Raw genomic sequence first — 12,535 nt, forward strand, 5'->3', positions numbered from 1 at the left:
AAACCTGCGTCTTTTTACATAATTCACCTAGAAAGGAGGAGGGCTCTTATGTTTAAGCGATTATCTACCGATACGATTAATACGATTTTAATTATAGGAGCCGTCCTCCTTATTTTAGAGATTGTCTTTTATAACGGAGGACTTATTTTTTCTGTTATCTTTGCAGGTGTTCTCATTTATTTTGGTTGGAAAAATTATAGATCTTTATGGGGGAAAGTGTTGTTTTGGATTGGCTCTGTCAGCGTCTTTTTCACCATTTTAAATATGATGGCGATCCGTTTTCTTATTCTTGTGGGGCTGGGTATGCTCTTGATAAATTATTATCGTTCCAAAAATACTCCTCAAAAGGTTGAGCCGGTTATTAGGGATGACACTCCTTTAAATTCTGAGACTTCACCGATTTTTGAGCAAAAGTTTTTTGGAGGACAGTCCACTCCGGAGTATTCATACAGGTGGCATGATATTAATATTCACGGAGGGTTTGGAGATCGAATTGTTGACTTAAGTCATACCGTCCTGCCTGATGATGAGGCCGTGATCTCCATTCGTCATTTTGTTGGTAATATTCATATTTATGTGCCATATGAGGTCGAGGTATCGATCCATCACAGTGCTCTGCTTGGTAGGGCAGCTATCTTTCAGTATCAAAAAGCCAAGCTCCTAAACCAAATGGTGAGCTTTCAAACGGAACACTATAAAACAAAAAAGCCGAGAGTGAAAATCATTACATCTCTAGTTTCCGGTGATATAGAGGTGAAGCGGGTATGAGTACTTGGCAGAAACAATTGGGTATGAGTCTGCTCTTAGCTTTTGGGTTTGCACTCACTCTTTTGATGATTACATTTATCGCTTTTCCTCTCGAAAATTGGACAGATTTATGGAACAAGAGAATCCTCGACATGCCATATATCCTTCTTGTTGTGGTCCTATCGGTAACGACCGGAGTGTTGACCGGCGGAGGCCTGGCCTTTCAGTCACAGAAAAAAATTCATTATGTAGAGCATCAGCTCGATGAAATTCATAAAGGAAATCCTGTCGCTTATGACGGGGAGGATTACCGGGAGCTTATAACGATAGAGGAAAAAATGAAACAAATTGAAGATAAATTTAATAAGCAGGCAGAAACAGCTCAGCGCCTTGCAACAGAGCGGGCAAAAGAACGAGAGGAAAGCCTGCAGGAAGTTGTGCTTAAAGAAAGAAACCGTCTGGCAAGGGAGCTTCATGATTCTGTAAGTCAGCAGCTCTTTGCCGCTTCTATGCTAATGTCAGCAGTAAATGAGAACGAAGACGCCCAAAAAGACAATGAATTAAAACAGCAGCTTTCCATGATTGAAAATATGATTCATCAATCACAGCTTGAAATGCGGGCTTTGCTGCTGCATTTGCGTCCTGTCGCTTTAAAAGGGAAATCATTATCAGAAGGCTCTAAAGAACTTTTAGACGAGCTTACACAAAAGGTCCCGATGAAGGTCGACTGGAAGCTTGAACCTCTCAATTTAGATAAAGGGATTGAGGATCATCTGTTCAGGATCTTACAGGAAGCCATTTCAAACACACTGCGACATGCTAAAGCCGACAAGCTTGAAGTTATGCTGATTCAGCGGGATGAAAACGTCATTTTACGAGTCATCGATGATGGGGTTGGGTTTGAAGCAGAGGACGCCAAAGCAAGCTCGTATGGTTTGCAGAATATGAAGGAAAGAGCTGTTGAAATTGGCGGCAGCTTAAAATTGGTTAGTTTAGAAGGGGAAGGGACGAGGCTTGAAGTGAAAGTACCTCTCCTGAGCAAAGGAGGAAATGGCGATGATTAAAGTTCTTTTTGCTGATGATCATGAAATGGTACGGATTGGTGTTTCAGCTTATTTATCTTCGCAAAAAGATATTGATGTAATTGCGGAAGCTGATGATGGAAAAGAAGCCGTAAAGCTGGCGCTTGAACTTAGGCCGGATATCATTTTAATGGATCTGGTAATGGAAGAAATGGACGGAATAGAAGCCACAAGTCAAATTATCCGTCAGTGGCCGGAAGCGAGAATCATAATAGTCACAAGCTTCCTTGATGATGAGAAGGTTTATCCTGCTCTAGAAGCCGGAGCGGTAAGCTATATGCTTAAAACTTCTAAAGCCGGTGAGATTGCTAATGCGATTCGGGCTACTTATGAGGGTCAGTCTATTTTAGAACCGGAAGTGACTGGCAAGATTATGAACAAAATGCGTACATCACATAAAAAAGCTCCACACGAAACTTTAACAGCCAGGGAAAAAGAAATCCTTTTGCTGATGACAGAAGGTAAAAGCAATCAGGAGATCTCCACTGAATTATTTATAGCTCTCAAAACAGTAAAAGTGCATGTCAGCAGCATATTGTCCAAATTAGATGTGCAGGACCGTACACAAGCCGTAATTTATGCTTTTAAACATAATCTGATCAAATAGCCTTTCCTAATGAGGAAGGGCTATTTAAATAGAAGGATCCAAAGGAAAGAAGCCAGCAGAATAAGGTAAAAAATAATTAGTTTTTTATAAGGAGGAAACACGAATAACACCTTCTTTACCAATTGTTTTATTCCAGTTTATGTACTATAAACTGGAACGATGAATCAGCGCTTGATTTCTTCTGTTTAGGGAATAACAAGAAGAAGGAAAGATACCGATGAATGAAGAAAGTAAACAAGAGTGGAATTTTTGAGTTTTATGAGCCCATTTCTTCAATAATCATTGGTATGTTTTCATACTTTTTCTATAATAGAAATATATCTTTCCATTACAAAGGGGAAATCATTATGGGACTGCCTAGTACCTTGACACATGAAGACGAACGTTACCCGTATATTGTTCTTACTCCCATTGGGAAAAAGAACAAGCATATTCGCTCAATTGGCCATAAATTCGAAAGAAGCATCTTATCGCGTTTAAATGAGGCTGTTGCTGAATATGTAGAAAAGAAAGGACTGAATGTTAAATCATTACAGGACTTTTTGAATATTAAGGGAAAATCGATCCTTCCTGTTTCATTTCTAAAAGACGATATGATATACCCTCACTTAATTAAACCTGAATTATTTCTATGGAACAGCCTGCCTGAAGAGCACGGTCTTCCCATGGATTCTAAATATGTTTATGAGCAAAATATCACTGTCCTGTCAGCCGATCAGCTGGATCAGCATGTCAGGGAAGTTATTGATGATTATTTATTTTTAGCTGAAATCAGTAAAAAAGACAGAAATTACTGGCTTTCGAAAATTATTTCATCCTATCACCACCATCCCATCGTTAAATTAGCTAAAGAACAGAAAGAAACTGTAACAGCTGTGGAACAAATGAAACAGTCGGCACTGATTTCTCTTCTAAAATACCCTGAGGACATCTCATTCTGGAGATACCGGGCCGGTATTGCTTTAAGGCCGTTCCTTTCACTGCCGAACCAATGGCTAAATGAAGAAAAGGGAACGTGTGATCATAAAAAAACTCTGACATTTAATGCAAAAGAAAAAAAGATAAATTACACGTGTGATTCGTGTGGTGTTCAATTTTATTATTTTCCAGAGTCGAATGAAGTCCGTTTGGAAAATGAGTTTGATGACAAGCTTGCACTGCGTCGCATAAAAACGATTCACAAACAGTTCAACGATATAGCTGATCAAAATGCTGATTTATTACAACAGCTTCGGCAGCTGTCATTTCTAAATAACCGCCTTGAACAAGTCAGCAGCCAGCTGACAGAAGCTCTGCACCTCGCTAAACAGATTGAACGTCTGCAAGTTGATAAAACTGTTATAACTGCTTATCCTCTTCTGGAAATGTATGAAAAGCTAAGCAATTCAACGTTGCCGGTTGAATCCTTTCCATCCAGCCTGATTTGGCTGGCTCAAGTCGAACTCGCAGATGTAGCTATGGTAAAACAAGCAGAAAAGTGGGAAAACCAGCTGCCGGAAGATCTAGGACCAGCTGTCAGTCATATGCTGCAGGAGCTTCACGAGAAGTTAAATGAAGCTGCTTATCAGGAAGACGATATAATTATTTCAATTAAAGGGCTTCAATTGAAGTATGCTGCAGCTCAACAGATGCTTGATCTTATCCATTACTATGGAACAGATTATCCAGCTCACACTCTCGTGCAAGTATTAGCCGGCAAGTCAACAAATAAGATTCGACGTCTGCACCTGCATGAAACACGCTGGTTCGGCCTTCTGTCAGATTGGCCGGAAAAGCACATTCAACGGCTTTTACGGCAGTTAGAAAAGCAAGGATGGCTGATGAAGCAGCAAAAAGGATATTCCATCAGTGAATTTGCTGAGGAGGTTATGTAAGGGCTATGTGACAGCCCTTATTTACATAAAGTAAATATACGAGGGGGAATCTGCCATGAGATCAATTTTCGAAAAAGCTCTCGGAGAAAAGTTCAGTCAGCTTCATCCAGAGCTTCAAAGGAAATTTGGTGTGACCAGCGATCAGAATCTGATGCTTCTGGGACAGGGGAGGATGTCTGAAATCAGAGGAACAACCTGGCCATTGCGCCCGTTTTTGAATATAGGCGCACACGATCATTTAATTTTTGCTGAACGTGGAAGAGAAGTGCCTTTTACAATGGAAAACTATGCTTATCAAGATGAACACGGGAACGAAACAATTAGTTACGTCCGACGCTTTTTCTTTCCGTACACCATACGCGGATTTGATGCGGCCATGTATTATGATAAGAACGAACAAGCAATTGTAAATGAACTTGGTAAATCCGGCAGACTATATACAAAACTTGATGTTGATGTTTCAAAAGAAGGCGGCCTCCTTATCCATTCAAAAGATATTCATATAAAAGGTTCTTCTTTAAAATTTCAAAATATCACAACTTCCTTATATGAACACTATAACGAAGACGAGCAGGCTCATCATGTACATGTACATGTCGATCACCCTCTATTTGGGACACTGCTGATGTATGAAGGGTTAATTTACACAGAAGTTCTGCCGATTACAGCAACACATATTCCGCAACGGGGATTACTATCTTAAAGAGGGATGAGAGAAATGACACATAAAGAAAAGACAGGCAATGAGAATGTACATGTTGATTTTAAAGATCGTATGACTTACGGGGAATATTTACAGCTTGACAAGCTGTTAGATGCGCAAAAAAGACTTTCCGATCATCATGATGAGATGCTTTTCATCATCATCCATCAAGTAAGCGAATTATGGATGAAGCTTGTCCTGCATGAATTATGGGCAGCTGTAGACCTCATTAGGGAGGGGGAGCTGCAGGAAGCCTTCAAAATGCTTTCAAGGGTTTCAAAAATCCAAACACAAATTATTCATGCATGGGATGTCCTTTCCACCCTTACACCTGCTGAATATATTCAATTCAGGGATAAACTTGGCCAAGCTTCAGGGTTTCAGTCTTACCAATACCGTATGGTTGAGTTTGCTTTAGGGTACAAAACCCCTCATGTTTTAAAAATATATGAAAAAGATCCCGATCTGCATGAAAAGTTAAAGCAGGCGTATGAGGCACCAAGCATCTATGATGCGGCAATCGAGAGGCTTAAAACCGCAGGGTTTGATATTAACCCACAGCTGATTAATCGTGACTTTACTAAAATTTATGAAGCAGATGAATCCGTAGAAGCGGCCTGGGCTGAAGTATATAAAAATACGGAGCTTTACTGGGATTTATATCAGCTTGCAGAAAAGCTTGTGGACATAGAGGATTGGCTTCAGCAGTGGCGGTTCCGTCATATGAAAACAGTTGAAAGAATTATAGGACACAAAATGGGGACAGGCGGATCCTCAGGGGTAGGGTACCTTAAAAAAGTTCTTGACCACCGATTTTTCCCAGAACTATGGGACGTTCGTACGAAAATTTAGTAAACAAACCATTTGTTTATAACAAAACCGTTAATTAATCATTACATTTATGTTACACTATTTGTTGGAATTAATAACAAATTGAAGAGGGAAGTTTATGAATCCTATTAATATATATTTATCACTCCTCGGTGTAATACTATTAGCGGCTTGTTCAATAACAATGGCTGATACTGACAATAATAAGACTAGTACAGCTTCCGGTGCTGCTCCATACCAAATTATAACTGAACATGAACAAGAAGAGATGGAAGCATACGAGATATCCATTGATTATCCCCAGACGCCTAACGACCAGATTGACCAATCAGTGATCGATTATGTTAATCTGGCGAAAGATGTTTTTAAAAAGAAAAGCTACGAAGCGGCTAAGGATAAGCGCCACAGCTTGAAAGTAGACTACGACATTCTCCATGAGGATGAACGTTTATTTGTTGTGAAAATGACTGAGGTCATTAAAGTAGGATCTCAGCCTGAAAAAACAATGACAATATTAAATTTTGATAAAAATAAAGGGAAACGTCTTGATTTAAACAGTATTTTTTCTGTAGACAGGGCCATTTACACGAAAGAACTGACCGGCTTTATTGAAGAAGAAACAGAAAGTCCGCTTCCTTCTAGTTTGAAAAATGCAGGGAAACTGTCTGTGGAGAAAGAATCTCCTCTTCTTTCGAATGTTGCGTTAAAAGGGGATAAGGTTGAAATTTATTTTTCAGAAGCTCAGCAGAAAGAATATGCGATTGATAAAGAAAGTATACAAATTAATAAATCAGATATTGAAAATTTATTGCGTTCCCAATATGCACAGGCCAGAACTTCCTGGCTTGCAGATCAGTAAAAAAGCAGCTCATTCGGAGCTGCTTTTTTTGTGCTATTGACGTTTGAAAAAAAGCGTCTCGGGACTTTTTTCACCATTTCCCTTTTTCTTCTCATTGCTCAGAAGTGAAAAGACTGTTCCGATTACTTTGAGAAAATAATGAGGCTGGGAAATGACTCCCTTTCCACGGGGAGCCGGTGAGCTATCTCGCTGCACTCGCGGATCTCACCCTGGCTCTATCTCCCTGCAGGAGTCTCGCCATTTCCCAGTCTCTTTACCGAGATGGTGTAAACGGAACGCTGTAGTTTCAGTAATCCTCTAAAAGAAATGGTCTTCTCTTACTCAGTGTTCCGTTAGTCCCAAAAAACATAAAGGGCCAGGGGAAACGGCGAGACTCCTATGGGAGGATAGAACAGGGTGAGATCCCAGAAGGCTTTAGCCTGAGGAAGCTCACCGTTCGCCCGCTTTAATGGCTTAACTGTGGTCTTTTTGCCGCCTGATTTTGCAGGATTTGTACCGCATCTTCAATCATTGCACTTGCAGTAGAACTTTTGCCCGCACCAGGCCCCCGAAGAGTAATTGAACCCGCGATATCACTTTCAACCGTAATGGCATTATCCACTCCTTCAATGGAATAAAGTCCGTGTGAAGAAGGGAAGGAGACAGGGCGGACACTTGCTTGAATTTCCCCTCTATTATAGGTGAGAGTGGCAACATGGCGGATCTTTTCGCCTTTTCTCTTTGCTTCTTCAATATTTTCCTTTTGAAGGCCTGCAATCCCTTCACGTGGAACGGTATTCCAGTCCGGCTGTTTGTTATAAAGAAGCTGGCTTAGGATCATCAGCTTATAAAACGCATCGTGACCTTCGATATCATTTGTAGGGTCAGCTTCCGCGTAGCCTTTCTCCTGGGCTTCCTTAAGGGCAGTTGAAAAAGGCTTTCCTTCCGACTGCATAGCTGTCAGGATGTAGTTGCTAGTTCCATTTAAAATAGCTTCTACCTTTGTAATTTGACTGGCCTGCATTAATTTTGAAAGAAGTCCAATGACCGGTGTTCCGGCAGCCGTGGTAGCTTCATAACCGATCCCAACATAAGAGTGGGCCTGAGCTAACAGGGAAGGACCATAAGCGGCAAACATCACTTTATTAGCCGTGACTACATGGATTCCTTGAGCAATGGCTTTAGACAAATAAGTGAAACTTGGTTCTTCTCCGACAGTTGCTTCAAAAATGATATCAGGCTGAACGGAAAGAATGTCCTCAAACTGATTTGTCAAAAAGGTGTCTTCTTTTATCGGCCGCTTCTTCTTCAGATCCTGGACGAGTACTCCGCAAATTTCTATGTGATCGCCGGTTAGCTTCTCTAGTTCCTGATGTTTTTCTAATAATATATCGTGGATGCCTTCACCTACGGTACCGAAACCGAGGATAGCTGCTCTAATCGTCATTCTGCTTTCACTGCTCCTTGTTTAATTTTTCTTCGACCCATGAACCCCACTCATCGAATTCCACAAGAAATCCATCGTGGCCAAAATCAGTGTTCACATGGTGATGGGTACCGCCTGGCACATAACGACTGAAGGTTTCGATAAGATCTTTTGGATATAAAAGGTCATGCTCAAAGCTGACGGTGTACAGCTCTGCTTTAAATTTTCCTGCTGCTTCCTCCAGACTGCCACGGCCATGACTGATATCGTGGTGATTCATGGCTTCAAGCAAATAGAGGTAGCTGTTAGCATCAAATCTTTGTTTGATTTTTTCTCCCTGATAGTCTAAGTAGGACTGAATGTTATAAAGAGACTCTGTCTGACTTCTTGCAAACCGCTTCTGAAAGAGCGTACCGCTGCGGTAAGTCACCATACCGGCCATTCTTGCAATTTCAAATCCATTCAGGCGGTCTGTCCGGTCATAGTATCCTTCTTTAAAAGAGGGGTCATCCTGGATGGCCCGGGCTCCGATATGGTTAAACGCAATTCCGTAGTCGCTTAAATAAGGGGTGGCTGCCATGCAGAAGAGCTGGTTCATGAAGTCTGGATACAACAATCCCCATTCAAGTGTCTGCATACCGCCTAATGACCCTCCAATAACGGCATGGACGTGATCGATTCCGAGCTGCAAAAGAGCGGCATACTGGGAGTGGACCATATCTTTAATAGTTACAGGAGGAAACTGCTGTCGATAATAATCATTAGTTTCAGGATTAATGCTTGCGGGTCCAGTTGATCCGTGGCAGCCTCCGAGGACATTAAAAGTGATGACTTGAAATTTATTTGTATTAATCGGACAACCTTCACCGATCATTCCTTTCCACCAACCAGGGCTGTCTTCTGTACCAACAGCGTACTGATTTCCGGTTAAGGCATGACAAATGAGAAGAACGGGCGCGTCCTTGGGTCCTGATCGTTCATAAGCAAGCTCAACTTCTGAGAGAGTGTCTCCTGATTCGAAGGTGAAATTATGAAGTGTCACGGCTTGATTTGTTTTTTGGTTCGATATATTTTTAATCGACACGCAGGCTACCTCCTTGTAAAACTTTTATTGCATATAAAAAACCCTCTTCTTGAAAATAAGAAGAGGGTTTGATTATTTAGGCTTCCTCCTCTTATCTTTCAGATCTCATGGATCTGTAGGAATTAGCACCTTTTCAAGTCTCTGCTTGAAGGTTGCCGGGCGTCACAGGGCCTAGTCCCTCTGCCACTCTAGATAAGAGTTATTAAATTAGTCGTCCATATAAGGTATGTTACGAATTATAGAATGAGAATTATTTATTGTCAAACTATTTTTAAGCTTTACTTCATGTTTGAAGAAAAACCACACTGGGAAGATACCGAGTAAGACGAAAATAAGTTGAAGGAGAGATTTTAGCATGAAAGAATATAGTGTAGCACCGAATAAAGATGTAACAGGATGGTTTGTGAAAATTGAAGATGTAGCGCCGACAGATGAGTATCCTGAGCGCGATACAGCCGTTGAGAAAGCAAAAGAAATGGCAGAACAGAACAAACCAAGCCGTGTGCTTATTCTAGATAAAAACCACGAAATTGAAGATGAAATTAAATATTAATGAGAAAAGCTTCCTATTTAGTTAGGGAGCTTTTTTAATTAGCTCTTTGAGTGGATTAAATAGGGGAAAAGCGTTACGCTAAGCCTATCAATTGTAAAGGTGTGCAGGACGATGAAACAACAGACAGACATTGTTATTACAGGAGCGCGTGTGGCCGGGGCCAGTCTTGCCATAATCCTTGGAGAAATGGGGGAAAAAGTCACTCTGATTGATAAAGCCAGTTTTCCAAGTGACACATTATCCACTCACCATTTATCTCATTTAGATTATGTGGACAGGCTCGGTGTTCTCAAGGAAGTAGAAGCATCAGGTCTTCGTAAAATCAACCGAATGCGTACATATATCGGTGACAGCTTTATAGAAGGACCTCGTGCTTCCTATACACTTATTCCAAGACGCTCCCACTTAGATCACGTTTTACTTAGAAAAGCCCTTTCTTTTCCTAATGTTCAATTATTAGAAGGCCGGCAAGTCGTTGATCTGCTTAAAACCGGGGACCGGGTGACAGGTGTTGTAACAGCTGATAAAAAAGGAAATATAGAAAATATAACGGCAGATCTCGTAGTAGGAGCAGATGGAAGGAACTCTAAGATTGCAGATTTGGCAGGTGCTGAAAAATATGGGCATCACTCTGCCATACGTCCGGTGTTTTATGGGTATTATCATAATATAAAACCGCTGATGGAACCCACTACGGAAATTTTCTTAAACGAAGGGAGAATCGGCTTTTTATTTCCGATGGAGCCGGGGATTGACTGCTTAGGACTGGAAGTCTGGCCGGAAGAGTTTAAGCAGATGGCCAGGCATCCAGAGAAGTTTGAAGAAATCTATCGGTCTTATTACGGGATGAGCGTGAGAATGAAAGATGCTGTTTTACAGGGAGATATTATTGGGACACCCGGTGTAGCAAATTTCTTTCGCCATGCAGGAGGGAAGGGATGGGCACTCATCGGCGATGCCGGCCACAGTAAAGACCCAAGTACTGGTCTAGGCATGAATGATGCTTTTATGCAGGTGTTCCTTCTGGCAGAAGCCATTAAAGCTTTTGAGCAAGGTACACCGTGGGAGGATGCCGTTCAATCCTTTCAGGAAGAGAGAGATAAAAATCTTTCTCCAGGCTATCGATTAACCCTTGATTATATTCAGTCCCGCAGGTCATGGACAGTCGAGGAAGAAACCTTGTTTCAGGCGATGGCTGCAAATCCGACTGTATGGAATAAAATTATTCCATCCTTACCTGGCCTTTTAAAGGAATGCTCTGCAGATGTTCCTGAATTGTATGGCTCGGTAGTACAAGATGCAGAAAATTTTAGATTAAAGGAGGAGAATGGATGAACTGGACGAAAGAATCCGCTTATTTAAAGCTGCAGGAGATTTATACAGATAAAGTGATGCAGGAAGAAAAACGCCGTATATTTCAGCAGGTTTACCGCCATTTATACGAACATTTGGAGGATTTAGCGGTTAAATCAGGTTTGAAAGAAGAAACACAGAAGCAGTTAAAGCTCTTTAAAGAATACACCTTTATGCCGGGTGACAATTTGTTTCAATCGATGCGCTACGTTTTTTTAATGGCAAGAGGTGAAAGAGAAACTGACCGTACCGTTACCCAGGACCACCTTAAGCGGATATACCGGGCTCTTTTTCAGCCGGCAGGTTTAAAAAATCCGTATATTCCTGAATCCTTTTGGACGACTCCTCTAGGCGTAGCCTGTATGGTAGCTGAAAAAGGAGTAGAGTCCGTTTACCCTGTGTTAGACGAGATCGAATCGTAAGGCGCAAAAAATATATAAAAAAAGACTGTCGATCGTTTTTCGACAGTCTAAGATCCTTTTCGTTTAGATTAGAAAGGACGTTCGAATTTGCCCAGCGATTCCTTTGAAGTCCTCTTCGTTTTCCAGGTTAGAAAGCATTCCTTTAATGACAGCCGTCCTAGGCTTGTCGCTTTTTATTTCTTCCAGTAGAACAGAAGAGGTTACTCTTATGTTCTCAGTAGAATTTTCTTTTTCAATAGTTTCCAAGGTGTGAATTATGGAGTCTATCTGGTTATTATGAAAACCTTGCGGGATGACTCCATTCATCAGTTCATTGGTTATAATGGGCTGGACGCCGCTTTGAGAAAATCCTTTCACAAGAAAGTCCATTCGTTTTACTATTGATTGGCAAAGCTGATCAATATCAAATCTTACTCCTTCAACGATGATTAGATCTACATAAGCTTTAAATATTCCCTGGAGCAGGACAGTTATCTCCCATATGATATGTTCAATCTCTCTTCCATAAATGGCCAACAGTCCGTTTTTGTAAAAAAAGTAAGTGTCAAATCTCATTTTCTGCATAAATGTTTCGATATCTTTATTAAAAGGAATGGCCTGCTCACGAATCTGCATAATGATAAAATCACGGTGCTTTATAATCTCATTAAAAGTAACAGAGAGCTGTTTAATAAGCTTCGTTCTCGGGTCCAGTTTCAAAGACTGGATTTCTTCGGTTTTTAACTGAATCTCTTTTGAATAATGATAAAAGATTTCAAGAAGCAGAGCGTCCTTTGATTTGAAGTAGAGGTAAAAAGCTCCTTTGGAAATATTACATTCACTTGCGATTTCCTGCACAGAGGTCGCCGTAAATCCTTTACTGGCAAACAGCTTGATCGATGTTTCGATGATGAGTACTTTCTTATCTTCCATATCGTAAACTCCTTATGAATTTCAGCATAATTATTATTACCATAGCAGGTTTAGAATCAGGATGATATATGAAACTTATAGCAATCCTGAATTTTGAATAAAA

General features: G+C 40.8%; 13 protein-coding genes and 1 riboswitch. Of the genes, 10 read left to right on the plus strand and 3 right to left on the minus strand.

What is annotated here, in order from left to right:
- The first annotated feature begins 48 nt into the window (after positions 1–48).
- From liaF to B7E06_RS02595, 7 genes are all read left to right on the plus strand, one after another.
- The gene (gene liaF / locus B7E06_RS02565; protein ID WP_082232521.1) at positions 49–768 is read left to right on the plus strand and encodes a cell wall-active antibiotics response protein LiaF; all 720 of its coding nucleotides are present in this window, start codon (positions 49–51) and stop codon (positions 766–768) included.
- The gene (locus B7E06_RS02570) at positions 765–1,811 is read left to right on the plus strand and encodes a sensor histidine kinase (protein WP_082232522.1); all 1,047 of its coding nucleotides are present in this window, start codon (positions 765–767) and stop codon (positions 1,809–1,811) included. Before liaF ends, B7E06_RS02570 begins: the two co-directional genes overlap by 4 nt.
- On the plus strand, positions 1,804–2,436 hold the full coding sequence (locus tag B7E06_RS02575) for a response regulator transcription factor (RefSeq protein ID WP_082232523.1): 633 nt from the start codon (positions 1,804–1,806) through the stop codon (positions 2,434–2,436). The genes B7E06_RS02570 and B7E06_RS02575 overlap by 8 nt, the downstream gene beginning before the upstream one ends.
- 347 nt (positions 2,437–2,783) lie before the next feature.
- Positions 2,784–4,310: an RQC-minor-2 family DNA-binding protein gene (locus tag B7E06_RS02580; RefSeq protein ID WP_082232524.1), complete on the plus strand. Its 1,527-nt coding sequence runs from the start codon at positions 2,784–2,786 to the stop codon at positions 4,308–4,310.
- 55 nt (positions 4,311–4,365) lie between these two features.
- The gene (locus tag B7E06_RS02585) at positions 4,366–5,013 is read left to right on the plus strand and encodes a DUF4166 domain-containing protein (RefSeq protein ID WP_082232525.1); all 648 of its coding nucleotides are present in this window, start codon (positions 4,366–4,368) and stop codon (positions 5,011–5,013) included.
- A 6-nt stretch (positions 5,014–5,019) separates the two neighbouring features.
- Entirely contained in the window at positions 5,020–5,865 is an 846-nt protein-coding gene (kynA, locus tag B7E06_RS02590) for a tryptophan 2,3-dioxygenase (protein WP_082232526.1), read from the plus strand.
- A 97-nt stretch (positions 5,866–5,962) separates the two neighbouring features.
- Positions 5,963–6,703, plus strand: coding sequence for a hypothetical protein (locus tag B7E06_RS02595; RefSeq protein ID WP_082232527.1), 741 nt, complete (start codon positions 5,963–5,965; stop codon positions 6,701–6,703).
- 445 nt (positions 6,704–7,148) lie between these two features.
- Here the strand turns inward: B7E06_RS02595 and B7E06_RS02600 are convergent, their stop codons facing one another.
- Both B7E06_RS02600 and metX read right to left on the minus strand, forming a co-directional pair.
- A complete protein-coding gene (locus tag B7E06_RS02600; protein ID WP_082232528.1) occupies positions 7,149–8,129 on the minus strand; it encodes a homoserine dehydrogenase in 981 nt (326 codons plus the stop codon).
- A gap of 7 nt (positions 8,130–8,136) precedes the next feature.
- Complete coding sequence (metX, locus tag B7E06_RS02605) at positions 8,137–9,192, minus strand: homoserine O-acetyltransferase MetX (RefSeq protein ID WP_082232529.1); 1,056 nt, start codon at positions 9,190–9,192, stop codon at positions 8,137–8,139.
- Positions 9,193–9,280: 88 nt separating this feature from the next.
- Positions 9,281–9,391, minus strand: a riboswitch (SAM riboswitch).
- Between the two features lie 156 nt (positions 9,392–9,547).
- Here metX and B7E06_RS02610 point away from each other — a divergent pair.
- From B7E06_RS02610 to B7E06_RS02620, 3 genes are all read left to right on the plus strand, one after another.
- A complete protein-coding gene (locus tag B7E06_RS02610; RefSeq protein WP_082232530.1) occupies positions 9,548–9,745 on the plus strand; it encodes a DUF2188 domain-containing protein in 198 nt (65 codons plus the stop codon).
- A gap of 111 nt (positions 9,746–9,856) precedes the next feature.
- The gene (locus B7E06_RS02615) at positions 9,857–11,080 is read left to right on the plus strand and encodes an FAD-dependent oxidoreductase (RefSeq protein WP_082232531.1); all 1,224 of its coding nucleotides are present in this window, start codon (positions 9,857–9,859) and stop codon (positions 11,078–11,080) included.
- The gene (locus tag B7E06_RS02620) at positions 11,077–11,520 is read left to right on the plus strand and encodes a hypothetical protein (RefSeq protein WP_082232532.1); all 444 of its coding nucleotides are present in this window, start codon (positions 11,077–11,079) and stop codon (positions 11,518–11,520) included. Before B7E06_RS02615 ends, B7E06_RS02620 begins: the two co-directional genes overlap by 4 nt.
- 63 nt (positions 11,521–11,583) lie before the next feature.
- Here B7E06_RS02620 and B7E06_RS02625 read toward each other — a convergent pair whose 3' ends face one another.
- Positions 11,584–12,432: a TetR/AcrR family transcriptional regulator gene (locus tag B7E06_RS02625; RefSeq protein WP_082232533.1), complete on the minus strand. Its 849-nt coding sequence runs from the start codon at positions 12,430–12,432 to the stop codon at positions 11,584–11,586.
- Positions 12,433–12,535: the final 103 nt, after the last annotated feature.

The organism is Halobacillus massiliensis, from assembly GCF_900166625.1.
Classification (GTDB): domain Bacteria; phylum Bacillota; class Bacilli; order Bacillales; family Halobacillaceae; genus Halobacillus_A; species Halobacillus_A massiliensis.

Coding starts and splice junctions, on each gene's coding strand:
- B7E06_RS02575 (WP_082232523.1), top strand. CDS start 1,804: ATGATTAAAGTTCTTTTTGCTGATGATCATGAAATGGTACGGATTGGT.
- B7E06_RS02620 (WP_082232532.1), top strand. CDS start 11,077: ATGAACTGGACGAAAGAATCCGCTTATTTAAAGCTGCAGGAGATTTAT.
- B7E06_RS02570 (WP_082232522.1), top strand. CDS start 765: ATGAGTACTTGGCAGAAACAATTGGGTATGAGTCTGCTCTTAGCTTTT.
- B7E06_RS02600 (WP_082232528.1), bottom strand. CDS start 8,129: ATGACGATTAGAGCAGCTATCCTCGGTTTCGGTACCGTAGGTGAAGGC.
- B7E06_RS02615 (WP_082232531.1), top strand. CDS start 9,857: ATGAAACAACAGACAGACATTGTTATTACAGGAGCGCGTGTGGCCGGG.
- B7E06_RS02625 (WP_082232533.1), bottom strand. CDS start 12,432: ATGGAAGATAAGAAAGTACTCATCATCGAAACATCGATCAAGCTGTTT.
- B7E06_RS02595 (WP_082232527.1), top strand. CDS start 5,963: ATGAATCCTATTAATATATATTTATCACTCCTCGGTGTAATACTATTA.
- B7E06_RS02580 (WP_082232524.1), top strand. CDS start 2,784: ATGGGACTGCCTAGTACCTTGACACATGAAGACGAACGTTACCCGTAT.
- B7E06_RS02610 (WP_082232530.1), top strand. CDS start 9,548: ATGAAAGAATATAGTGTAGCACCGAATAAAGATGTAACAGGATGGTTT.
- liaF (WP_082232521.1), top strand. CDS start 49: ATGTTTAAGCGATTATCTACCGATACGATTAATACGATTTTAATTATA.
- B7E06_RS02585 (WP_082232525.1), top strand. CDS start 4,366: ATGAGATCAATTTTCGAAAAAGCTCTCGGAGAAAAGTTCAGTCAGCTT.
- kynA (WP_082232526.1), top strand. CDS start 5,020: ATGAGAGAAATGACACATAAAGAAAAGACAGGCAATGAGAATGTACAT.